Here is a 21,507-nt window from a genome sequence, read left to right as displayed (position 1 = left end):
CCAGTACAGGGGCCTGGGGCCGGCACGCCGAGAGCACGCACCTGACGCCGCCCGGCCGCCCTACGGGCAACGACGGCAGTTTGACGACACGCCCTAGAGGCGGCTTGTCCCCACCGCCACCAGTGGTCGCAGCCGGGTGTCACGCAACCGGACCACCGCGGGTGCGCAGCGGCCGGCCGCGACAGTCAGCGGCCAGGCGACCAGCGCGCCGATCAGCAGCCCGAAGAGCACATCGTGCGGGTAGTGCGCGCCGATCCATACCCGGGACGCCGCCATCAGCAGCGCGGCCGGCACCGCGACCGCTCCGAGCCGCCGGTCGGCCAGCCAGATCGCCGTCGCGGCCGCCGCGGCGATGGCGGCGTGATTGCTGGGGAAGGACCAGTCGCCGAGCGCCGGGCACGCCTCCACCGTCACGACATGCAGCGTGTGGCAGGGGCGTTGCTCGTGAAAGGCGGACTTCACCACATCGTTGACGAGATACGTGGCCACGACGACGAGCGGGGCGCAGAGCGCCATGGCGGTACGCGCCGGGTCCGACGACCGGGAACGCCACCAGGACGCGAGCATGAGCACCGCGAACAGGGCGAGCCCGTAGTCCGACCACAGGCGGACGGCGGTGTCCAGGACGGCGGGGGAGCGCTGGGCCAGCTCGGTGACCCAGGTGTACAGCCCACCGTCGATCGAGGTGGCCGCGGAGGCGAGCGGCATCAGTTCTTGTCTCCTTCGGCAGCACTCCGGTTACGGGAGCGGAGCAGTTCGGCGGCGAGCGGGATGAGGGAGACCACGACCACGAGAGCCACGATCGGAAGCAGGTACCGGTCGACGTTCGGGACCGAGGACCCCAGCGCGTATCCGGCGAGGACCAGCCCGGCCGTCCAGACCACGCCACCGATGACCTGCCACAGGGCGAACACCCTGGCCGGGACGTCCAGCGCGCCGGCCAGCGGATTGAGCACCGTGCGTACGACGGGGACGAAGCGGGCCAGCACGATCGCGCGGGCGTGCCCGTATCTGGCGAGCAGCTCCGCGGCGCGCTCCGCACCCTCGTGCAGTCGCCCGGAGCGGGTGCGGGCGAGCAGGGCCCGGCCGCCCCGGCGGCCGAGCCAGTAGCCCGTCTGCGCGCCGAGCAGCGCTCCGGCCACCGCCGCGAGCAGCACCTGAGGCAGCGACAGCCCGACCGGGCCGTGGGCCCCGTCGACGCTCAGCAGGCCTGCCGTGAACAGCAGGGAATCGCCGGGCAGGAAGAAGCCGACAAGCAGCCCCGTCTCGGCGAAGAGCACGACGGCGACGCCGAGCGCGCCGAACGTGCCGAGCAGCGAACCGGCGTCCAGCAGGTTCACCGCTTGCGGCATGGCCGCCAGTGCAAGTACGGACACGGTGGAGGTTCTCCCATAATGGTGAGCGGGTGCCCCGGTGGAACACCCGGACTGACTACAGTGATGTAGACGGTCTACATCACTGTAGACGCTCGAAGGGGGAGGAGAGTTCCCATGCCACAGGTGAACGGAATATCCGACGGAGAATCCGCCCCCCGGCCGCACGAAGGACCGGGCACCGGGAAGACGCCCCCGGCCCGGCGGCAGCCCGCCCCGCAGGCACCGGACGCCGGTCAGACACCGGTGGAGCGGCGTCCGTCCGGTGAGCTCGAATCCACGATCCTGGCGGCCCTTTGGGCAGCGGGTGCACCGCTCACCGCCGGCCAGGTGCAGGGAGCGATCGGGGCGGAACTCGCGCGGACCACCGTCACCACCATCCTGTCGCGCCTCCACGAGAAGGGCTCGGTCGCCCGCACCAGGTCCGGACGCGGGTTCGCCTACACCCCCACGGAGGACGCCGCCGGGCTGACCGCCCGCCGGATGCACAGCGAACTTCGCAAGGACGAGGACCGCGGCACCGTACTGGCACGCTTCGTCTCGCAGCTCAGCGACGAGGACGAGCGGCTCCTGCGCGAGCTGCTCGACGGGGAGGCCGGATGATCTACGCCGTATGGATTCCGCTGCTGGTGCCGTTCCTGGTCGTTCCGGCCGCCCGCCGGCTCGCGGACGCGCTGTCTCCCCGGCGGGCCGTCCGGCTGCTCACCGCGACGGGCGCGGGCCTGGCCCTGTGCACCGTGTGCGCGCTGGCCCTGCTGGTGGTGCCCGGCGCCGCCCGGCTGTCCGCCGTGGCCGCCGCCGGAGAGTTCGTACGCCCGCTTGCCGCCGCCGAACCGGCCCTCGCCGTCCCGCTCGCCGCCGCCGCGCTCGTGCTGCTCCTCGGCTGCGCCGCGGCCGTGACCCGTGCGGCGCGCGGCCACTGGGCCCAGCTCCACCGGGGCGCCGGCCCGGAGCCGGACCGGGGGAGCGAGCTCGCCGTGCTGCGGGATGCCCGACCCGACGCCTACGCGCTGCCCGGACGGCCCGGCAGACCCGGCCGGATCGTCGTCACCACCGGGATGCTGAACGCCTTGGACCCCGTCGAACGTGACGCACTCCTGGCCCACGAGCGCGCGCACCTCACCGGGCGCCACCACCTGTACCTCGTCGCCGCCGAGCTGTCCGCCCGCTGCCACCCGGCGCTCCGCGCCCTGCGCGCACCCATGGGATACGCGCTGGAACGCTGCGCCGACGAGGCCGCCGCGCAAGCCGTCGGGAACCGCGCGGTCGCCGCCCGCGCCATCGGGCGCGCCGCCCTCGCCACCCGGACGGCCGGAGGAACAGCCCCGCCCCGCCCCGCACCGGCGCTCTCCGCGGCGGCCGGGCCCGTCCCGCGCAGGGTCGCCGCCCTCCTCGGCCGCACCGCCGCGCACCCGCGCGTCGGCCGCGCCGCGGCGGCGGCCCTGATCGCATGCCTGGCCGTCTCGGGAGCGGCCGCTCTCGACGCGACGCACGACCTGCACAGCAGCATCGAGACCGCCCAGGGCGAGACCCCGTAGCCGCTGCCCGGGACCGGACACGGCCGGGTACCGACGGGGCGGAAAGTGACCTGACAGCCCCGCGCCCCGTGCCTACACTGACACCCATGGGTTCGTACTACTTCTTCCGCTGATTCCGGCCCGGGGCGCCACCCCGCGCGACGCCGAGCGTCGCCGTCGGCCCGCGTGGCCCACCCACGTGGCACCGCCCCTCCGCCTGTCCGGCATCCCCGCCCGCCGCGCCCGGTCACGGGCCGCGTAGGCATGTCATCCGAGGAAGAGCGACCCATGTCCCCCAAGCACGACCGCGCCCAACTCGCCCTGAAGGACGTCTCCAAGGCGTACGGAGACCGCACCGTCCTCGACCAGGTGTCGCTCACCGTCCGCCCCGGCGACCGCGTCGGAGTCATCGGCGAGAACGGCTCCGGGAAGTCCACGCTCCTGCGGCTGCTGGCCGGGGCGGAGACACCGGACAGCGGCGAGATCACCGTCCGCTTCCCCGGCGGCACCGGCTACCTCTCCCAGACACTCGCGCTGGACCCCGCCCACACCGTTCAGGACGCCGTCGACACGGCCCTGTCCGGACTCCGCGCGCTGGAGCGGCGGATCCGCACGGCCGAAGCCGCACTCGCCGAACCCGGCGGCCCGGACGACGCCCGGCTCGCCGCATACGGAGACCTGCTGACCGAGTACGAGGAACGCGGCGGCTACCTGGCCGACACCCGGGTCGACGCGGCGTTGCACGGCCTAGGACTCGGACACCTCACCAGGGAGCGCCGGCTCGGCACCCTCTCCGGCGGCGAGCAGTCCCGGCTCGCGCTCGCCTGCGTGCTGGCGTCCGCCCCCGAACTGCTGCTGCTCGACGAACCGACCAACCACCTCGACCTCAAGGCCACCACCTGGCTGGAGGACCAGCTGCGCGCCCACCGGGGCACCGCCGTCGTGATCACCCATGACCGGGCGTTCCTGGAGCGGACCACCACGGTCATCGTCGAGGTGGACCGCGACCTGCGCGGCGTCGTCACCTACGGCGACGGCTGGCACGGCTACCGCACGGCGAAGGCGGCCGCCCGGCGCCGCTGGGCTCAGGACCATCAGGAGTGGCTGGACGAACTGGCCCGCACAGAAGAACTGGTGAGCGCCACGGGCCGGCGGCTCGCCGGTACCGGGAGCGACCCGGGGGAGGGTTTCGGCAAGCACCGCCGCTCGCACGAGGCCAAGCTCTCCGGTCAGGTCAGAGCCGCCAGGACCCGACTGGAGGCGCTGCACCGGGCCCCGGTTCCCGCCCCGCCCCGGCCACTGCGCTTCACCGCCCGACTGGACCTCGCCGCCGAGGGCGAACCGCCGCGGGGCCCACTGGTGGAGCTCGACTCCGTCTCGGTCGGACACCGGCTGCGCATGCCCGCACTGCGGGTGACGGCCGGGCAGCGCCTGCTGGTCACCGGGCCCAACGGCGCCGGCAAGTCGACCCTGCTGAGGATCCTGGCCGGAGACCTCGCCCCCGGGAGCGGCACGGTGCGCCGCCGGGCCCGGATCGGGTACCTCCCGCAGGAACTCCCCGCCCGGCCCACCCGCCGCACGCTCCTGGCGACCTTCGCGGCGGGACGCCCCGGTCACGCCGACGAACACACCGGTCCGCTTCTCGCTCTCGGACTGTTCCGCCCCGAGGATCTGGGCGTTCCGGTGGCCGACCTCTCCGTCGGCCAGCAGCGCAGGCTGGCGCTGGCCCGGCTGGTCACCCGCCCCGCCGATCTGCTGGTGCTCGACGAGCCGACGAACCACATCGCCCTCGACCTGGTGGAGGAGCTGGAAGCTGCCCTGGCGGCCTACCCGGGCGCTGTCGTGGTCGTCTCGCACGACCGGGGCTTCCGCGGCCGCTTCACCGGCGACCGGCTCGAACTCCGCGGGGGCGCGCCGGCCGGGGGCCCCTGACGGGTCGGCGGCTCAGGACCCGCCCGGCGCGGACGGCCTCCGCTCGCCCCTCAGCACTTCGCGCAGCCGGTCCACGAAGACCCGCTGCCCTTTGACGAGACGCTCGGCGGCCACCTCCGGGGGGCACCAGGCGAACCGGTCGATCTCCGGGAACTCCCGCCGCACGCCGGACCCCCGGGGCCACTCCATCGTGAACGTCCCCGGAACGGCCGTCGCCGGATCGAGGTCGGCCTCCAGCGCCCACACCGTCACGGTCTTGCCGCCGGACTGCCGGGACTCGCCCAGCGCCAGCCACGCTCCGGCCGGGGCCGGGTGGCCGAACTCCTCCCCGAACTCCCGCCGGGCCGCGGCCGCGGCCTCCTCCTCGGGGCCGTACTCGCCCTTCGGCACCGACCACGCCGCGCTCTCCCGGCCCGCCCAGAACGGGCCGCCCATGTGGCCGAGGAGGACTTCCAGGCCGGATTCCCCGGTGGTGCGGAAGAGGAGGAGCCCGGCGCTGCGCCGCTCGTTCGGTGACATGCCGTCAAGTGTGGGCGAAGGGGCCGGGGACCGCGCCCGGCGACACGGCGGCCCCGGCCTACAGCTTGCGGTAGTCGTACGCCTCCGTCGCGGCGGCCGCCACGGCGTCGAGGTCGCCGCCCGCCGACGCGGTGACCACCGCGGCCACCGCACCCTCCACCAGTGGGGCATCCACCAGCCGTGCCCCGTCCGGGAGTTCGTCGCCCTCGGCCAGCATCGCCTTGACCGTGAGCACCGCACTGCCCAGGTCGACGAGTACGGCGACACCGGCGCCTGCGTCCACCGATCTGGCCGCCTCCGCGATGAGCTCCGCACTTGTTCCGAGGCCGCCCGCGGGTGTGCCGCCCGCGGCGGCCACCGGGGCGGTCGCGCCACCGGCCGCGAGCCCCCTGGCCAGCGCGGCGACCGCCTCCGCCACCGGCCCGCTGTGCGAGACGAGCACGATTCCGACCTGCTTGTCCGCGCTCATGCGGCGCCCCCGGCGGCGTCGCCGGTCTCCGCCAGCGCGTCGATCAGCAGCGCGGAGGACGTGGCTCCCGGATCCTGGTGCCCGATGCTCCGTTCGCCCAGATAGCTCGCCCGGCCCTTGCGCGCCCGCAGGGGCACGGTCGCCAGCGCGCCCGCCCGTGCCGCGTCCCGCGCCGCCTCGAACGACGTCCCGAGCGCTTCGGCCGCCGGCAGCAGCGCATCGAGCATCGTCTTGTCCCCGGCCTGGGCCCCGCCCAGCTGGGCCACCGCCGCCACGCCCGCTCCGAGCGCCCGCGCCAGCTCGTCGCGGGTCACGGCGGGGGCGTCACCCAGCTCCTTTCCGGTACGCCGCAGCAGCGTCCCGTACAGCGGGCCGGACGCCCCTCCGACGGTGGAGATCAACTGCCGTCCGGCACATATCAGTACCGCCCCCGGCGTCTGCGGCGGTTCCTTGCCGAGGGCGGCCGTCACCGCGGTGAATCCGCGCTGGAGATTGCTGCCGTGGTCGGCGTCCCCGATCGCCGAGTCGAGGTCGGTGAGATTCGACGCCTCGCGGTCCACGGCGGCGGCGGTCGTGGTCATCCAGCGGCGGAAGAAGTCGGTGTCGAGCACATGATCTCCTTGGGTCCATCGGGGTGGGGCACAGGCAACGGCGGGGCGGGAGAGACTCAACGGCCCCAGCGCAGTGCGGGGGTCTCCACCGGCGCGTCCCAGAGCCGCACCAGCTCCTCGTCCACCTGGCAGAGCGTCACCGAACAGCCGGCCATGTCGAGCGAGGTCACGTAGTTTCCGACGAGCGTACGAGCCACGGCGACGCCCCGCTCGGACAGCACCCGCTGCACCTCGGCGTTGAACCCGTACAGCTCCAGCAGCGGTGTCGCCCCCATCCCGTTGACCAGGGCGATCACCGGGCCGTGCGGCCGCAGGTCCTCCAGCACCGCGTCCACCGCGAAGTCCGCGATCTCCCCCGACGTCATCATCGGACGCCGTTCACGCCCCGGTTCGCCGTGGATCCCGATCCCGAGTTCGAGTTCGCCCGCGGGCAGATCGAAGGTGGGCGAGCCCTTGGCGGGCGTGGTCACGGAGGTCAGCGCCACCCCGAAACTGCGCGACGACTCGTTCACCTGCCGCGCGATCGCCGCCACCCGGTCCAGCGGAGCACCCTCCTCGGCCGCCGCACCGGCGATCTTCTCGACGAACAGCGTCGCCCCCGTGCCCCGCCGCCCCGCCGTGAAGAGGCTGTCCGTGACCGCGACATCGTCGTTGACGAGCACCTGGGCGACCCGTACCCCCTCCTCCTCGGCCAGCTCCGCCGCCATCTCGAAGTTGAGCACGTCGCCGGTGTAGTTCTTGACGACGAAGAGCACGCCCGCTCCGCTGTCGACGGCGGCGGCGGCCCGCACCATCTGATCCGGCACCGGGGACGTGAACACCTCGCCCGCACACGCGGCCGACAGCATCCCCGGCCCGACGAACCCGGCATGCAACGGCTCGTGCCCGGAGCCGCCACCGGAGACCAGGGCGGCCTTTCCGGCCACGGGCGCGTCACGCCGTACGACGACGCGGTTCTCGACATCCACGGTCAGTTCCGGATGGGCGGCGGCCATCCCGCGCAGGGCATCCGCGACCACGGTCTCGGGGACGTTGATCAGCATCTTCAACGGTAACCTCCCAGTAGGGCCATCAGGTGGCGCCCTGATCAGGTTCTCGCAGCTCAGGGGCCGCTTCGTGAGTCGTTGATCCCGGTGGTGCACGGCCTTGCGCGGTCGGGGTCGGACGGGACCGTTGGCGGCTCGCGGCCGAGTCTACTGACGGGCCGTCCTCGCCGCGGTGAGGAGCGTCCCGAGGGCGCACCGAAGCGCCGCGGTCGGACGCGTAGTCGCGCTCATCGGCGCCCGTGGTGCAAGTGGTGTCGGTGGTGCCAGTGGTGTCGGCGTGTGCCGGTGGTGCCGGACGCCGTCATGCCGCAGACGCAGGGAGATAGACCGGTCGCGTCCGGTCAGGTGCGGTCGATGTGCACGCTGGTCGACTTCACCCGGGCGGTGGCCTGCATGCCCACCTCAAGCCCGAGCTCCTCGACCGCTTCCCTGGTCAGCAGCGACACGAGCCGGTGCGGACCGGCCTGGATCTCCACCTGGGCCGCCACGTCCCCGAGCTTGACGGCGGTGACGATGCCGGGGAACGCGTTGCGGGCCGAGGTGTAGGACGCGTCGTCCTCGCCGGCGCCGCCCTGGGCGACCTCCACGGAGAACGCCGCCAGATCGCGGCCGTCGATGAGGCGGCGCCCGCCGTCCTCGCGATGGGTCGCCACGCGGCCGGCGTCCGCCCAGCGGCGCGCGGTGTCCGGGCTGACGCCCAGCAGGCGGGCGGCCTGCCCGATTGTGTAGGACTGCATATGCCGCACCTTAGGTGAGTATTACTTGCATGTGCAAGCTTTTTCTTGGTATTTCGCGGCAGGCGCGAACAGTCGGCGCTCGTTCTCGCGACACCGGCCGGCGCAGGGCGGCCGGCCCCGTTCCGTCTCGCGTCCGCATAGCGGTGACCGCGCCAATGTAGCGCGCGGCGCACGGCCGGGTGGCCCTGCCGGGATGAGGAATCGGGGCGTGCGACCTAGGGTGCGAGCCATGGCAGACAGCGCGGCGTACCGGGGATCAGGGGGGCGGGGTGCGGAGTCCGCCGACGGGCCGGACGCGCCCGATCCCCGGCGGTGGCGGGCGCTCGCGGTGTGCCTGGTCGCAGGCTTCATGACCCTGTTGGACGTGTCGATCGTCAACGTGGCGCTGCCGTCCATCCGGGAGGGCCTGCACACCCCGGAGTCCGACCTGCAGTGGGTGCTGTCCGGTTACGCCCTCGCCTTCGGGCTCTTCCTGATTCCCGCCGGACGGCTCGGCGACGCCCGGGGGCGTCGCCAGGTCTTCATGGCCGGGCTGGCGCTCTTCACCCTGTCGTCCGCGGCCTGCGGAGCCGCCCAGTCAAGCCTCTGGCTGGTGATCGCCCGACTGGTCCAGGGCTTGGCGGGCGGCCTGGTGTCGCCGCAGATCTCCGCCCTCATCCAGCAGATGTTCTCCGGCCGAGAACGGGGCCGGGCCTTCGGCATGTTCGGCACCGTGGTCGGCATCTCCACCGCCGTCGGCCCGCTGCTGGGCGGACTCCTGATCCAGGCGGCCGGCGCGGAGGAGGGCTGGCGCTGGGTCTTCTACGTCAACCTGCCGCTCGGGGCCGTCTGCCTGCTCCTGGCCCACCGGCTGCTGCCGGACACTCCGTCCGCCGGCCCGGTGCGGCTGCGGGACCTGGACCCGGTCGGAGTGCTGCTGCTGGGCTCCGGGGTGCTGGCGCTGCTGCTGCCCTTCGTCCAGTCGCGCCAGTGGCCGGGCGACGGCAAATGGCTGTTCCTGCCCGTGGCCGCCGTGCTGCTCGCCGCCTTCGTCGGCTGGGAGGCCCGGTGCTCCCGCAGGGGCACCCAGCCGGTGGTGAACCTCTCGCTCTTCCGCGTCCGGTCCTACTGGCTGGGGTGTCTGCTGATCCTGCTGTACTTCGCGGGATTCACCTCGATCTTCTTCATCACCACGCTCTATCTGCAGAGCGGACTGCACTACACCGCCCTGATGGCGGGCCTCGCGATCACGCCCTTCGCCCTCGGGTCCGCCGTCGCCGCGAGCCCCGGCGGCAGGCTGGTCGGCCGGTACGGGCGCCCGCTCGTCGTCATCGGCATGGCGACCGTGGCCATCGGACTCGGGGCCACCGCGCTCGCCGTCCACCTGGTGCCCGGCAGGGGCGCGGGCTGGGCGATGGCAGCCCCGCTGTTGCTGGCCGGTCTCGGCAGCGGCCTGGTCATCGCACCCAACCAGACCCTGACCCTGTCCCAGGTGCCGGTGGCCACCGCGGGCAGCGCCGGCGGCACCCTCCAGACCGGCCAGCGCGTCGGCTCGGCGATCGGGATCGCCGCTGTCGGCTCGGTGTTCTTCGCCCGGATGGGTTCGGCCGGCTGGTCCAGCGCGTACGACCACGGGCTGGTCGTATCCGTCGCCTTCGTGCTGGCCGGGCTGATCGTGGCCCTGGCCGACGTCCGTGGGGTACGGCGGGGGAGAAGCCACGACCGGCAGCCCGCCGCCCCGTGAGGCGCCGTCACCACGATCCGCGATCCGCGAACCCGGCCTGATCCGGCACAAGTCCTCAGGCCCCGGCGCAGGGAGAAACACCATGAACGATTCAGCCGGCACCGAACCGGACGGCAACAACGAGTACGGGCACAAGCCCTTCAAGCGGTCCAGGAGCCATTTCGCCGACCGGATCACCGCCGACGGCCGGGACGGCTGGCCCGTCGAGGCGGGCCGCTACCGCCTGGTCGTCAGCCGCGCCTGCCCCTGGGCGAGCCGCGCCCTGGTCTCCCGGCGGCTGCTCGGGCTGGAGGACGCGCTCTCGCTCGCCGTCACCGATCCGCTGCAGGACGACCGCAGCTGGCGCTTCACGCTCGACGAGGACGACCGGGACCCGGTGCTCGGCATCAAGTACCTCAGCGAGGCGTACGACAAGCGGGAGAGCGGGTACCCCGGCGGAGTCAGCGTCCCCGCCGTCGTCGACATCCCCAGCGGCAAGCTCGTCACCAACGACTACCAGCGGATCACCCTGGACTTCGCCACCGAATGGACCGCGCTGCACCGTCCCGGGGCACCCGATCTCTACCCCGAGCCGCTGCGCGAGGAGATCGACGAGGTCATGGAGGGCGTCTACCGCGACGTGAACAACGGCGTGTACCGGGCCGGGTTCGCGGCCGGACAGCGGGAGTACGAGGCCGCGTACGCGGATGTGTTCCGCCGCCTGGACCTGGTGTCCCAGCGCCTCGCGGACCGGCGCTACCTGGTGGGCGACACCGTCACAGAGGCCGACATCCGGCTCTTCACCACACTCGTGCGCTTCGACGCCGTGTACCACGGCCACTTCAAGTGCAACCGCTCGAAACTGACCGAGGACCCGGTGCTGTGGGCCTACGCCAGGGACCTGTACCAGACCCCCGGCTTCGGTGACACGGTCGACTTCCACCACATCAAGCAGCACTACTACCGGGTCCACACGGGCATCAACCCCACCGGCATCGTGCCCGTCGGCCCCGACCTGTCGGGCTGGCTGTCCCCGCACCACCGCGAACAGCTGGGCGGCAGGCCCTTCGGCGACGGCACCCCGCCGGGGCCGGTGAAGGCCGGCGAGGAGGTCCCGGCCAAGGGGCGGCCCTGACAGCCACCGCGCCCTTACTCCGTCTCGTCCAGACGGTCGGCGTAGTACTCGATCGTCGGCCGGTACGACCGGACCCGGTCGTCCGCGCTGGTGGCCGCCGTGACCCTGAGCAGGGTCCGTACGGCTTCGCGGGAGTCACCGAGGTTGTACAGCGTCATGGCCAGGAAGGTCAGCAGCGAGGCATCGTGCGCGAACTCCTCCAGACCGCGGCGGAACACCCCGTGCGCCGCCTCGTAGCGGCCCAGCACCCGCAGCGTGCTGCCGAGGCCGAGGAAGGCCCCGTGACGGTCCTCGGCCAGAAGCCCCGGACCCGCCAGTGCCCGCTCGTAGAACGGCACGGCCTGCGCCTCCAGGCCGAGGGAGTCGTGCGACCAGGCGGTCTGGTAGGCGACCGCGGCGTCTTCGGGACAGCGCGCCGCCAGGGCCAGCAGCCGCTCGTGGGCCTCCGGGCTCTTCTGCTCGCGCAGCCGCACCGCCAGCGCCGCCGGGTCGCCGTGTTCGATTTCCGCGCTCATACCGCCACTCATACCGCCGCACGCTGCCAGGGCCGCGGCGATACGGCAAATCAAAGGCAAAGCCCGGCGGCGTACGCGCCGGCCGCCGGGCCGCGCGGCGGTGCGGCGGGTTCCGGCCCGTGCGGGGCAGGGCCCTGTCGAGGCAGCCGCGGTCACGAGATATCTTGATGTCAAGCAATGTTGCAGACGTGGAGCGGAGCACAGGGTGACTGACTCGACCATCATCTATACACACACCGACGAGGCCCCGGCCCTGGCGACGTATTCGTTCCTGCCGGTGATCGAGGCCTACGCCTCCAAGGCCGGGGTCACCGTGGAGAGCCGTGACATCTCCCTGGCGGGCCGGATCATCGCCAGCTTCCCCGACAGCCTCCAGGAGAACCAGCGCATCGACGACGCGCTCGCGGAGCTCGGCGCGCTGGCCACCACCCCCGGCGCCAACATCATCAAGCTGCCGAACGTCTCGGCGTCGATCCCGCAGCTGAAGGCCGCGATCGCGGAGCTCCAGGAGCAGGGCTATGCGCTCCCGGACTACCCGGACGACCCGCAGAGCGACGAGGACAAGGACGTCCGCGCGCGCTACGACAAGGTCAAGGGCAGCGCCGTCAACCCGGTCCTGCGCGAGGGCAACTCCGACCGCCGCGCCCCCGCGTCGGTCAAGAACTACGCCAAGACGCACCCGCACCGCATGGGCGCCTGGACCGCCGACTCGAAGACGAACGTCGCGACCATGGGCGTCGACGACTTCCGTTCCACCGAGAAGTCCGCCGTGATCACCGAGCCCGGCTCCCTGCGCATCGAGCTGGTGGGCGACGACGGCACCACCACCGTGCTGCGTGAGTCCGTACCCGTGCTCGCCGGTGAGGTCGTCGACGCCGCCGTCATGCGCGTCGCCGCGCTGCGCGAGTTCTTCACCGCGCAGATCGCCCGAGCCAAGTCCGAGGACGTCCTGTTCTCCGTGCACCTCAAGGCCACGATGATGAAGGTCTCCGACCCGATCATCTTCGGCCACGTGGTCCGCGCCTTCTTCCCGAACACCTTCGCCAAGTACGGCGACGTCCTCGCCGCCGCGGGCCTGACCCCGAACGACGGCCTCGGCGGGATCCTCAAGGGCCTCGACTCGGTGCCGCACGTCGGCGCCGAGATCAAGGCGTCCTTCGAGGCCGAGCTCGCCGAGGGTCCCGCCCTGGCGATGGTCGACTCGGACAAGGGCATCACCAACCTGCACGTCCCCAGCGACGTCATCGTGGACGCCTCCATGCCGGCCATGATCCGCACCTCCGGCCACATGTGGGGCCCGGACGGCGGCGAGGCCGACACCATCGCCGTCCTGCCGGACAGCAGCTACGCGGGTGTCTACCAGGTCGTGATCGACGACTGCCGTGCGCACGGCGCCTTCGACCCGGCCACCATGGGCTCGGTGCCCAACGTCGGTCTGATGGCACAGAAGGCCGAGGAGTACGGCAGCCACGACAAGACCTTCGAGATCCCCGCCACGGGCACCGTGCGCGTCGTCGACGCCGCCGGCAACGCCGTGCTGGAGCAGACCGTGGGTGCCGGTGACATCTTCCGGATGTGCCAGACCAAGGACCTGCCGATCCAGGACTGGGTCAAGCTCGCCGTCACCCGCGCCCGCGCGACCGGCAACCCGGCCGTGTTCTGGCTCGACGAGACCCGCGCCCACGACGCGCAGTTGATCGCCAAGGTCAGGACCTACCTGGCGGACCACGACACCGACGGTCTCCAGATCGAGATCATGACCCCGGAGAAGGCCACCGCGTTCTCCCTGGAGCGCATCCGCCGCGGCGAGGACACCATCTCGGTCACCGGCAACGTGCTGCGTGACTACCTCACCGACCTGTTCCCCATCCTTGAGCTGGGCACCAGCGCGAAGATGCTCTCCGTCGTCCCGCTGATGAACGGCGGCGGCCTGTTCGAGACGGGCGCCGGCGGTTCCGCGCCCAAGCACGTGCAGCAGCTCGTCAAGGAGAACTACCTGCGCTGGGACAGCCTGGGCGAGTTCCTCGCCCTCGCCGTCAGCTTCGAGCACCTCGCGCAGACGACGGACAACGCCGGCGCCCAGGTCCTCGCGGACACGCTGGACCGCGCGACCGCCACGTTCCTGAACGAGGACAAGTCGCCCAGCCGCAGGCTCGGCGGCATCGACAACCGCGGCAGCCACTTCTACCTGGCCCTGTACTGGGCCCAGGAGCTGGCGCAGCAGACCGCCGACGCCAAGCTGGCGGAGGCCTTCGCGCCGCTCGCCAAGACGCTGTCCGAGAATGAGGGGACCATCGTCGACGAGCTGGTCGCGGTCCAGGGCAAGCCGGTGGACATCGGCGGCTACTACCAGCCCGACCCGGCCAAGGCCTCGGCCGTCATGCGGCCGTCGGCCACGTTCAACCAGGCGATCGCGAGCCTCGTCTGACCGGATGCCGTGGACGGGGGGAGAGGCCCCGCCGCTCCCCCCACCCGCACCGCGTGACAGTTCCGCCCCGGCCGACACACCGTCGAGCCGGGGCGGCGCCGTTTCCGGCGGCGGACCGGTGCCGCGGAGTGCGCCGGGGGACACCCTGACGGGTGAATGTCGCGCCACGGCGGGCGCAGGGCCACGTCGGGCGGCCACCCGGCTGGTTTGCTGCAACCGGAATCGCGCGCGACGTGCGGGCAGGGCCGTTCGGCAGACCCCGGTGGAGGCGGCGCCACGCCGGGTGCGCGGTCCACCGGCGGCAGACAATCGAAGGAGCGTCCCAGTGACGACGACGGGCACAACAGGGACGGCGCAGGACGACGAGTCCTACGCCAACGAGCTTCCGGTACACAGCAGGGAACCGGGAAACGTCGTCATCAAGTGGATGACCACCACTGACCACAAGACGATCGGCTCGCTCTACCTGGTCACCTCGTTCGCGTTCTTCCTCATCGGCGGTCTGCTCGCGCTCTTCATGCGCGCCGAGCTGGCCCGTCCGGGTACGCAGATCATGTCGAACGAGCAGTTCAACCAGGCGTTCACGATGCACGGCACGATCATGCTGCTCATGTTCGCGACACCGCTGTTCGCCGGATTCACCAACTGGATCATGCCGCTGCAGATCGGCGCGCCCGACGTGGCGTTCCCGCGGCTGAACATGTTCGCGTACTGGCTCTACCTCTTCGGCTCGATCATCGCGGTGGCCGGCTTCCTCACCCCGCAGGGCGCGGCCGACTTCGGCTGGTTCGCCTACTCCCCGCTGACCGACGCGGTCCGCTCGCCGGGCGTCGGCGCCGATATGTGGATCATGGGTCTGGCCTTCTCCGGATTCGGCACGATCCTCGGCTCGGTCAACTTCATCACCACGATCATCTGCATGCGCGCACCCGGCATGACGATGTTCCGCATGCCGATCTTCGTCTGGAACGTCCTGCTGACCGCCGTCCTGGTCCTGCTGGCCTTCCCGGTCCTCGCCGCCGCGCTCCTGGCACTGGAGGCGGACCGGAAGTTCGGCGCGCACGTCTTCGACGCGGCCAACGGCGGCGCGCTGCTCTGGCAGCACCTCTTCTGGTTCTTCGGCCATCCGGAGGTCTACATCATCGCGCTCCCGTTCTTCGGGATCGTCACCGAGATCATCCCGGTCTTCAGCCGGAAACCGATCTTCGGATACATCGGCCTGGTCGGCGCGACGATCGCCATCGCGGGTCTGTCCGTGACCGTGTGGGCCCACCACATGTACGTCACCGGCGGTGTGCTGCTGCCGTTCTTCTCGTTCATGACGTTCCTCATCGCCGTGCCGACCGGGGTGAAGTTCTTCAACTGGATCGGCACGATGTGGAAGGGCTCGCTGTCCTTCGAGACCCCCATGCTCTGGTCCATCGGCTTTCTCGTCACCTTCCTCTTCGGCGGCCTGACCGGTGTGATCCTCGCGTCGCCCCCGATGGACTTCCACGTCTCGGACTCGTACTTCGTGGTGGCGCACTTCCACTACGTGGTCTTCGGCACCGTGGTCTTCGCGATGTTCGCCGGATTCCACTTCTGGTGGCCGAAGTTCACCGGCAAGATGCTGGACGAGCGTCTCGGCAAGATCACCTTCTGGACGCTGTTCGTGGGCTTCCACGGCACGTTCCTGGTGCAGCACTGGCTGGGCGCCGAGGGCATGCCGCGCCGCTACGCGGACTACCTCGCCGTGGACGGCTTCACCACGCTGAACACCATCTCGACGATCTCCTCGTTCCTGCTCGGACTGTCGATGCTCCCGTTCCTGTACAACGTGTGGAAGACGGCCAAGTACGGCGAGAAGATCGAGGTCGACGACCCGTGGGGCTACGGCCGTTCGCTGGAGTGGGCGACCTCCTGCCCGCCGCCCCGGCACAACTTCGTCACCCTGCCCCGGATCCGTTCCGAGTCCCCGGCGTTCGACGTGCACCACCCCTCCGTGCGTGAGCTCGATGACGTGTCCAACCGCCTCGACCGCTCGGTCACGGTCGCTCCGGGGGACAAGCAGGCGTGAGCGGGCGGGCCGGCGGAGAGGAGGACCGGGTGTCCATCGACCCCGAGAAGGACAGTGCCCGCGGGCTGGCCCAGATGGAGGGCTACCTGCTGTGGAACGCCGAGATCGAGCAGGCTCGCCGGTACGCCCGCCGCTTCACCGACGAGCTGCCCTGGCTCACCACCGCCCAGCGCGAGGACGTGGAACGGGTCTACGCCGCCGACCGGGCCGAGGCCTCGCGGGTCATGCTGCTCCGGGTCTGCGCCCGCGCCAGTGAGCTGCGCGGTGAGTACAGCCGGCGCTACCGCACGCTGCGGGCGCGCTGCGTCGCGGCCGCCGCCGTGGTCTGCCTGGGGACGGCCGGCGGCGCCTGCACAGTGGTGACGTACCTGGTCAGGTGAGCACCGGTCGTCCGTTCCGCCGCCCCAGCAGGCGAAGTCACCGCTGTCTCGTGAAGATGGGAGGTGACGTGCGCGTGCGACGGGGCAGGCGAACGGATGACCGTGCATGACCCCGAGAAGGGACGAACACTGTGGCACGACCCAGGATTCTCGTTGTCGGAGCCGGTTTTGCCGGGGTCGAGTGCGTACGCCGTCTGGAACGCCGGCTCCGTCCCGGCGAGGCCGACATCGCACTCGTGGCCCCGTTCTCCTACCAGCTCTATCTGCCCCTGCTGCCCCAGGTGGCCTCGGGCGTCCTCACCCCGCAGTCGGTCGCGGTATCACTGCGCCGCAGCAGCCGGCACCGCACCAGGATCATTCCCGGCGGGGCCATCGGAGTGGACCCGCTGGCGAAGGTCTGCGTGATCCGCAAGATCACCGACGAGGTCGTCAACGAGCGCTACGACTACATCGTGCTCAGCCCGGGAAGCGTCACCCGCACCTTCGACATCCCCGGGCTGCTCGACAACGCCCGGGGCATGAAGACCCTGGCGGAGGCCGCCTTCGTGCGCGATCACGTCATCGCTCAGCTCGATCTCGCGGACGCCAGCCACGACGAGGAGGAGCGGGCCTCGCGGCTGCAGTTCGTCGTGGTCGGCGGCGGTTACGCGGGCACCGAGACGGCGGCCTGCCTGCAGCGGCTGACCACCAACGCCGTCCGGCACTATCCCAGGCTCGATCCCAAGCTGATCAAATGGCATCTGATCGACATCGCCCCCAAGCTCATGCCCGAACTGGGCGACAAGCTCGGTGAGAGCGCGCTGAAGGTGCTGCGCGAGCGGGGGATCGAAGTGTCCCTCGGGGTGTCGATCGCCGAGGCCGGCCCCGACAAGGTGACCTTCACCGACGGCCGTGTGCTGCCCTGCCGCACGCTGATCTGGACGGCGGGCGTCACCGCCAGCCCGCTGGTCGCCACCTTCGACGCGGAGACGGTACGCGGCCGGCTGGCGGTCACCCCCGACATGAGCCTGCCCGGCCACGACGGCATCTTCGCCCTCGGTGACGCGGCGGCCGTCCCCGACCTGGTCAAGGGCGACGGCGCGGTCTGCCCGCCCACCGCGCAGCACGCGATGCGCCAGGGCCGCAAGGTCGCCGACAACCTGCTGGCCACCCTCCGCAACCAGCCACTCCAGCCATACGTCCATAAGGATCTCGGGCTCGTCGTGGACCTCGGCGGCAAGGACGCCGTCTCCAAGCCCCTCGGCATCGAGATGCACGGGATCGGCGCCCAGGCCGTGGCCCGCGGCTACCACTGGTCGGCGCTGCGGACCAATGTGGCCAAGGCGAGGGTCATGACCAACTGGCTGATCAACGCGGCCGCGGGCGACGACTTCGTCCGCACCGGATTCCAGTCCCGCAAACCCGCCACCCTGCGCGACTTCGAATACACGGACAGCTACCTCACTCCGGAACAGGTCCGCGAGCACACCGCCGCGCTGCACACCGGGATGTGACCCCGCGCAGCGGCACAGTAGCGGGGCCCGGCCGGAATCCGGCCGGGCCCCGCCACTCTCCTGTCAGCTGTTCTTCTCGTGCCCGGCGGTGAGCCCGGGGTCGCGCCGCGCCACCGGTTCCAGGATCTGGTCGACGGCCTTCAGCAGGTCCGCGTCCAGCCGGACACCGGCCGCCACGGCGTTCTCCGTGACCTGCTCGGGACGCGAGGCGCCGATGATCGCGGCGGAGACGTTGGAATTCTGCAGCACCCACGCGACCGCGAGCTGCGCCATGCTCAGACCGGCCTGCTCGGCCAGCGGACGCAGCAGCTGCACCTGCTCCAGCACCTCGTCGCGCAGCCAGTCGGCGACCATGTCGGCCCCGCCCTTGTCGTCCGTCGCACGCGAGCCCGCCGGCAGCGGCGCACCGGGCCGGTACTTGCCGGTGAGCGCGCCCTGGGCGATCGGCGACCAGACGATCTGGCCGATGCCGAGCTCCTCGGACGCGGGCACCACCTCGTCCTCGATGACCCGCCACAACGCCGAGTACTGCGGCTGGTTGGAGATGAACGGCACCCGCAGTTCGCGGGCCAGCGCGTGCCCGGCGCGCAGCTGCCCGGCCGTCCACTCCGATACGCCGATGTAGTGCGCCTTGCCGGAGCGGACGACGTCGGCGAACGCCTCCATCGTCTCCTCCAGCGGCGTGGTGTGGTCGTAGCGGTGCGCCTGGTAGAGGTCGACGTGGTCGGTCTGGAGCCGGCGCAGTGAGTTGTCGATCGACTCCATGATGTGCTTGCGGCCGAGCCCCCGGTCGTTCTGCCCGGGACCGGTCGGGAAGTAGACCTTGGTGAAGATCTCCAGCCCTTCGCGCCGTTCGTCCTTGAGGGCCCGTCCGAGCACCGCCTCCGCCCGCGTCTGCGCGTAGACGTCCGCGGTGTCGAAGGTGGTGATCCCGGCGTCCAGGGCGGCACGGATGCAGGCGAGCGCCGCGTCCTCCTCCACCTGGGAGCCGTGGGTGAGCCAGTTTCCGTACGCGATCTCGCTGATCGTCAGACCGCTGCGGCCGAGTCGGCGGAATTCCATGGGGCTGCTCTCCCTCTGCTGGTAAGTGCCGCTACATGGTAGGACGCGTGACCGCCGCTCAGGCGGTCGGCACCGTGTGGTGGATCAGTTCGAGGAAGGCGGCGTTGTCCGGGGTGCGCCGGAGCCGGTCCAGCAGCGTTTCGAGCGAGGTCTGCGCGTCCCTGGAGTGCAGGGCGCGCCGCAGACCGCGTACGGCGGTCAGTTCCTCGGCCGGTACGAGGAGTTCGTCGCGGCGGGTCCCGGAGGCGGCGATGTTCACGGCCGGGTGGACGCGCTTCTCGGCGAGGGCGCGGTCGAGCCGCAGCTCCATGTTGCCGGTCCCCTTCAGCTCCTCGAAGAAGTACTCGTCGGCGCGTGAGCCGGTCTCCACGAGTGCCGTGGCCAGGATGGTGAGGGAGCCGCCCTCCTCGGTGAGCCGCGCGGCTCCGAAGAGGCGCTTGGGCCCGAGCAGGGCCGCCGCGTCGACACCGCCGCTGAGGGTGCGGCCGCCGACCGAGGCCGCGTTGTTGTGGGCCCGGCACAGCCGGGTGAGGGAGTCCAGCAGGATGACGACGTCCCGGCCCTGCTCGACCAGCCGCTTGGCGCGTTCGAGTGCGAGCTCGGCCAGCGCGATGTGCTCCTTGGCGGGCCGGTCGAAGGTGGAGGCGTAGACCTCGCCCCGTACCGATCGCCGCATGTCGGTGACCTCCTCGGGGCGTTCGTCGAGCAGCACCACCATCAGGTGGCACTCGGGGTGGTTCTCGGCGACCGAGGCCGCGATCTGCTGGAGCAGGACCGTCTTGCCGGTCCTGGGCGGTGCCACGATGAGTCCGCGCTGGCCCTTGCCGACAGGTGCGACGAGGTCGACGACGCGTGTCGACGGGCTGCCCGAGGGGGTTTCCAGCCGCAGTCGCCGACGGGGGTGGAGCGGGGTGAGGTCACGGAAGTGCGGCCGGCCCCGAAGGGCCTGCGGGGGAAGGCCGTTGACGCGGACGACGGTGCTCAGGGCACGGGGCCGGTCGCAGGTCCCCTCGACGGCGTCGCCCTTGCGCAGGCCGTGCCGGCGGATGAGCGCGGCCGGTACCTGGACGTCGCGCGGGGTGGCGTGGCCGTCGGCGGGGCGCAGGGTGCCGTGCCCCTGCTGGGTGATGTCGAGGACACCGGCCGCGGCCGTGCGGGCGGCGGGTTCGGTGGTCACGGGGTGTTCGAGTGTGGTGGTCATGCGGGGTGGTCCTTTCGCGGACATGCGAATGAAGGGGCCCGGCAGAAACGGGGGCGGAGTCGTCACGCCCCGTGCGACGGGCAGGAAAGTCCGGTGGGACAGCCCGTGCCGGACTGAGGAATAGAACGCGATAACGCCGGATCGCCGACCGGAATGGGCGGGCGCGTCAGCGTGATGAGAAATGAACCGGTACCGGCGCCTGAATTTCAAGGCGTACACACGTACCAATGGCAATGTAGCACGGCCCGCGCCCGGAGGTCACGGGCCGGCGCGTTCGGCGAGGTGGCGACCCGCGTGCGGCGTCATGAGCTGACGCCGCACGCCGGGGGCGGCCACGGGACACGCTTCAGGCGCGGAACGCCTCCAGGATCTGTTCGGCGGCCAGCGTGGCGGGCAGGGTGCCTTCCCGGACCTTCAGTTCGAGTTCCGGTGCGAGCGCCCGGACTCCCGGGTGGCTGCGCAGGCTCTCCAGCAGCTCGTCGCGGACCATTGTCCAGGTCCAGTCGACCTGCTGCTCACGCCGTTTGGCCGCCAGCCGGCCGGTCGATTCGAGCAGGGTCCGGTGCTGTTCCAGCCGCTCCCACAGGGTGTCGAGGCCGCTGCCCTCGCGGGCGCTGCACGTCAGTACCGGCGGGGTCCAGGACGCGTCCGGAGGGTGCATCAGCCGCAGCGCGCCCGCGAGTTCACGTGCGGCGGAGCGGGCATCGCGTTCGTGCGGTCCGTCGGCCTTGTTCACCGCGATGGCGTCGGCGAGCTCCAGCACACCCTTCTTGATGCCCTGCAACTGGTCACCGGTCCGTGCCAGGGTCAGCAGCAGAAACGTGTCGACCATATTGGCGACCGCCGTCTCCGACTGGCCGACCCCCACCGTCTCCACCAGCACCACGTCGTACCCCGCCGCCTCCATCACCACGATGGACTCGCGGGTCGCCTTGGCGACCCCGCCCAGCGTGCCGGCGGTGGGGGAGGGGCGTACGAACGCCGCCGGGTCCACCGCGAGCCGCTCCATCCGGGTCTTGTCGCCCAGGATGGAGCCGCCGGTACGGCTGGACGACGGGTCGACGGCCAGCACCGCGACCCGGTGCCCGAGGCCGGTGAGCATCGTGCCGAGGGCGTCGATGAACGTGGACTTGCCGACTCCGGGCACCCCGCTGATGCCGATGCGGCGGGCGCTGCCGGAGTGCGGCAGGAGCTCCCGCAGCAGTTGCTGGGCCAGTGCGCGGTGGTCGGGGTGGGTGGACTCGACGAGCGTGATGGCGCGCGCGATATGCGCCCGCTTCCCGTCGAGTACGCCCTTCGCGTAGCTGTCGAGATCGATCTTCGGGGCCATG

The 21,507-nt window shown here is 71.7% G+C and carries 20 protein-coding genes; 9 read left to right on the top strand and 11 right to left on the bottom strand.

Going from position 1 to position 21,507, the window contains the following annotated elements; genetic code table 11:
• Positions 1-93 precede the first annotated feature (93 nt).
• Both ACFVQ0_RS29625 and ACFVQ0_RS29620 read right to left on the bottom strand, forming a co-directional pair.
• Positions 94-708 (bottom strand): phosphatase PAP2 family protein, encoded by a 615-nt coding sequence (locus ACFVQ0_RS29625; protein WP_390092256.1) that lies wholly within the window; start codon positions 706-708, stop codon positions 94-96.
• Complete coding sequence (locus ACFVQ0_RS29620; protein WP_390092267.1) at positions 708-1,352, bottom strand: DedA family protein; 645 nt, start codon at positions 1,350-1,352, stop codon at positions 708-710. The genes ACFVQ0_RS29625 and ACFVQ0_RS29620 overlap by 1 nt, the downstream gene beginning before the upstream one ends.
• A gap of 267 nt (positions 1,353-1,619) precedes the next feature.
• On the opposite strand from ACFVQ0_RS29620, the gene ACFVQ0_RS29615 reads away from it, so the two are divergent.
• From ACFVQ0_RS29615 to abc-f, 3 genes are all read left to right on the top strand, one after another.
• On the top strand, positions 1,620-1,976 hold the full coding sequence (locus ACFVQ0_RS29615; RefSeq protein WP_390092266.1) for a BlaI/MecI/CopY family transcriptional regulator: 357 nt from the start codon (positions 1,620-1,622) through the stop codon (positions 1,974-1,976).
• Positions 1,973-2,911, top strand: a complete 939-nt coding sequence (locus ACFVQ0_RS29610) for a M56 family metallopeptidase (RefSeq protein ID WP_390092255.1) — start codon at positions 1,973-1,975, stop codon at positions 2,909-2,911. Before ACFVQ0_RS29615 ends, ACFVQ0_RS29610 begins: the two co-directional genes overlap by 4 nt.
• A 267-nt stretch (positions 2,912-3,178) precedes the next feature.
• The gene (abc-f, locus tag ACFVQ0_RS29605) at positions 3,179-4,822 is read left to right on the top strand and encodes a ribosomal protection-like ABC-F family protein (protein WP_390092254.1); all 1,644 of its coding nucleotides are present in this window, start codon (positions 3,179-3,181) and stop codon (positions 4,820-4,822) included.
• Positions 4,823-4,834: 12 nt separating this feature from the next.
• Here the strand turns inward: abc-f and ACFVQ0_RS29600 are convergent, their stop codons facing one another.
• The 5 genes from ACFVQ0_RS29600 to ACFVQ0_RS29580 form a co-directional block, all read right to left on the bottom strand.
• On the bottom strand, positions 4,835-5,341 hold the full coding sequence (locus ACFVQ0_RS29600) for an NUDIX domain-containing protein (protein ID WP_390092253.1): 507 nt from the start codon (positions 5,339-5,341) through the stop codon (positions 4,835-4,837).
• A gap of 58 nt (positions 5,342-5,399) precedes the next feature.
• On the bottom strand, positions 5,400-5,810 hold the full coding sequence (locus ACFVQ0_RS29595; RefSeq protein ID WP_390092252.1) for a PTS fructose transporter subunit IIA: 411 nt from the start codon (positions 5,808-5,810) through the stop codon (positions 5,400-5,402).
• The gene (gene dhaL, locus ACFVQ0_RS29590) at positions 5,807-6,421 is read right to left on the bottom strand and encodes a dihydroxyacetone kinase subunit DhaL (RefSeq protein ID WP_390092251.1); all 615 of its coding nucleotides are present in this window, start codon (positions 6,419-6,421) and stop codon (positions 5,807-5,809) included. Before dhaL ends, ACFVQ0_RS29595 begins: the two co-directional genes overlap by 4 nt.
• Before the next feature lie 56 nt (positions 6,422-6,477).
• A complete protein-coding gene (dhaK, locus tag ACFVQ0_RS29585) occupies positions 6,478-7,464 on the bottom strand; it encodes a dihydroxyacetone kinase subunit DhaK (protein ID WP_390092250.1) in 987 nt (328 codons plus the stop codon).
• Between the two features lie 344 nt (positions 7,465-7,808).
• Positions 7,809-8,204, bottom strand: a complete 396-nt coding sequence (locus tag ACFVQ0_RS29580; RefSeq protein WP_123467041.1) for a molybdopterin-binding protein — start codon at positions 8,202-8,204, stop codon at positions 7,809-7,811.
• A 229-nt stretch (positions 8,205-8,433) separates the two neighbouring features.
• Here ACFVQ0_RS29580 and ACFVQ0_RS29575 point away from each other — a divergent pair, with 229 nt between their 5' ends.
• Entirely contained in the window at positions 8,434-9,927 is a 1,494-nt protein-coding gene (locus tag ACFVQ0_RS29575) for an MFS transporter (protein ID WP_390092249.1), read from the top strand.
• An 82-nt stretch (positions 9,928-10,009) separates the two neighbouring features.
• On the top strand, positions 10,010-11,041 hold the full coding sequence (locus ACFVQ0_RS29570) for a glutathione S-transferase family protein (RefSeq protein WP_390092248.1): 1,032 nt from the start codon (positions 10,010-10,012) through the stop codon (positions 11,039-11,041).
• A 14-nt stretch (positions 11,042-11,055) separates the two neighbouring features.
• Here the strand turns inward: ACFVQ0_RS29570 and ACFVQ0_RS29565 are convergent, their stop codons facing one another.
• Positions 11,056-11,556: a tetratricopeptide repeat protein gene (locus ACFVQ0_RS29565; RefSeq protein WP_390092247.1), complete on the bottom strand. Its 501-nt coding sequence runs from the start codon at positions 11,554-11,556 to the stop codon at positions 11,056-11,058.
• A 205-nt stretch (positions 11,557-11,761) separates the two neighbouring features.
• On the opposite strand from ACFVQ0_RS29565, the gene ACFVQ0_RS29560 reads away from it, so the two are divergent.
• The 4 genes from ACFVQ0_RS29560 to ACFVQ0_RS29545 all read left to right on the top strand — a co-directional run bounded on the left by ACFVQ0_RS29560 (position 11,762) and on the right by ACFVQ0_RS29545 (position 17,913).
• Positions 11,762-13,984, top strand: coding sequence for an NADP-dependent isocitrate dehydrogenase (locus ACFVQ0_RS29560; protein ID WP_390092246.1), 2,223 nt, complete (start codon positions 11,762-11,764; stop codon positions 13,982-13,984).
• A 325-nt stretch (positions 13,985-14,309) separates the two neighbouring features.
• Entirely contained in the window at positions 14,310-16,040 is a 1,731-nt protein-coding gene (gene ctaD / locus ACFVQ0_RS29555) for a cytochrome c oxidase subunit I (RefSeq protein WP_390092245.1), read from the top strand.
• A gap of 35 nt (positions 16,041-16,075) precedes the next feature.
• Positions 16,076-16,420, top strand: coding sequence for a hypothetical protein (locus ACFVQ0_RS29550; protein WP_390092265.1), 345 nt, complete (start codon positions 16,076-16,078; stop codon positions 16,418-16,420).
• Between the two features lie 131 nt (positions 16,421-16,551).
• A complete protein-coding gene (locus ACFVQ0_RS29545; protein ID WP_390092244.1) occupies positions 16,552-17,913 on the top strand; it encodes an NAD(P)/FAD-dependent oxidoreductase in 1,362 nt (453 codons plus the stop codon).
• Between the two features lie 63 nt (positions 17,914-17,976).
• Here ACFVQ0_RS29545 and ACFVQ0_RS29540 read toward each other — a convergent pair whose 3' ends face one another.
• The 3 genes from ACFVQ0_RS29540 to meaB form a co-directional block, all read right to left on the bottom strand.
• Positions 17,977-18,975 (bottom strand): aldo/keto reductase family protein, encoded by a 999-nt coding sequence (locus ACFVQ0_RS29540; protein ID WP_390092243.1) that lies wholly within the window; start codon positions 18,973-18,975, stop codon positions 17,977-17,979.
• A 58-nt stretch (positions 18,976-19,033) separates the two neighbouring features.
• Positions 19,034-20,278 (bottom strand): transcription termination factor Rho, encoded by a 1,245-nt coding sequence (rho, locus tag ACFVQ0_RS29535; protein WP_390092264.1) that lies wholly within the window; start codon positions 20,276-20,278, stop codon positions 19,034-19,036.
• A 244-nt stretch (positions 20,279-20,522) separates the two neighbouring features.
• A complete protein-coding gene (gene meaB, locus ACFVQ0_RS29530; protein WP_390092242.1) occupies positions 20,523-21,506 on the bottom strand; it encodes a methylmalonyl Co-A mutase-associated GTPase MeaB in 984 nt (327 codons plus the stop codon).
• Between the last annotated feature and the right edge of the window lies 1 nt (position 21,507).

This window comes from Streptomyces sp. NPDC057900, from assembly GCF_042887885.1.
Classification (GTDB): domain Bacteria; phylum Actinomycetota; class Actinomycetes; order Streptomycetales; family Streptomycetaceae; genus Streptomyces.
Note: the sequence above shows the minus strand (reverse complement) of the source record. Positions and strands in the feature narration are given on the sequence as shown.

What these genes read in the sequence shown, in the direction of transcription:
- ACFVQ0_RS29625 (WP_390092256.1), bottom strand. Translation starts at nt 708, where the DNA reads ATGCCGCTCGCCTCCGCGGCCACCTCGATCGACGGTGGGCTGTACACC.
- ACFVQ0_RS29575 (WP_390092249.1), top strand. Translation starts at nt 8,434, where the DNA reads ATGGCAGACAGCGCGGCGTACCGGGGATCAGGGGGGCGGGGTGCGGAG.
- dhaK (WP_390092250.1), bottom strand. Translation starts at nt 7,464, where the DNA reads ATGCTGATCAACGTCCCCGAGACCGTGGTCGCGGATGCCCTGCGCGGG.
- abc-f (WP_390092254.1), top strand. Translation starts at nt 3,179, where the DNA reads ATGTCCCCCAAGCACGACCGCGCCCAACTCGCCCTGAAGGACGTCTCC.
- ACFVQ0_RS29595 (WP_390092252.1), bottom strand. Translation starts at nt 5,810, where the DNA reads ATGAGCGCGGACAAGCAGGTCGGAATCGTGCTCGTCTCGCACAGCGGG.
- ACFVQ0_RS29565 (WP_390092247.1), bottom strand. Translation starts at nt 11,556, where the DNA reads ATGAGCGCGGAAATCGAACACGGCGACCCGGCGGCGCTGGCGGTGCGG.
- ACFVQ0_RS29600 (WP_390092253.1), bottom strand. Translation starts at nt 5,341, where the DNA reads ATGTCACCGAACGAGCGGCGCAGCGCCGGGCTCCTCCTCTTCCGCACC.
- ACFVQ0_RS29580 (WP_123467041.1), bottom strand. Translation starts at nt 8,204, where the DNA reads ATGCAGTCCTACACAATCGGGCAGGCCGCCCGCCTGCTGGGCGTCAGC.
- ACFVQ0_RS29570 (WP_390092248.1), top strand. Translation starts at nt 10,010, where the DNA reads ATGAACGATTCAGCCGGCACCGAACCGGACGGCAACAACGAGTACGGG.
- meaB (WP_390092242.1), bottom strand. Translation starts at nt 21,506, where the DNA reads ATGGCCCCGAAGATCGATCTCGACAGCTACGCGAAGGGCGTACTCGAC.
- ACFVQ0_RS29540 (WP_390092243.1), bottom strand. Translation starts at nt 18,975, where the DNA reads ATGGAATTCCGCCGACTCGGCCGCAGCGGTCTGACGATCAGCGAGATC.
- ACFVQ0_RS29610 (WP_390092255.1), top strand. Translation starts at nt 1,973, where the DNA reads ATGATCTACGCCGTATGGATTCCGCTGCTGGTGCCGTTCCTGGTCGTT.
- ACFVQ0_RS29620 (WP_390092267.1), bottom strand. Translation starts at nt 1,352, where the DNA reads ATGCCGCAAGCGGTGAACCTGCTGGACGCCGGTTCGCTGCTCGGCACG.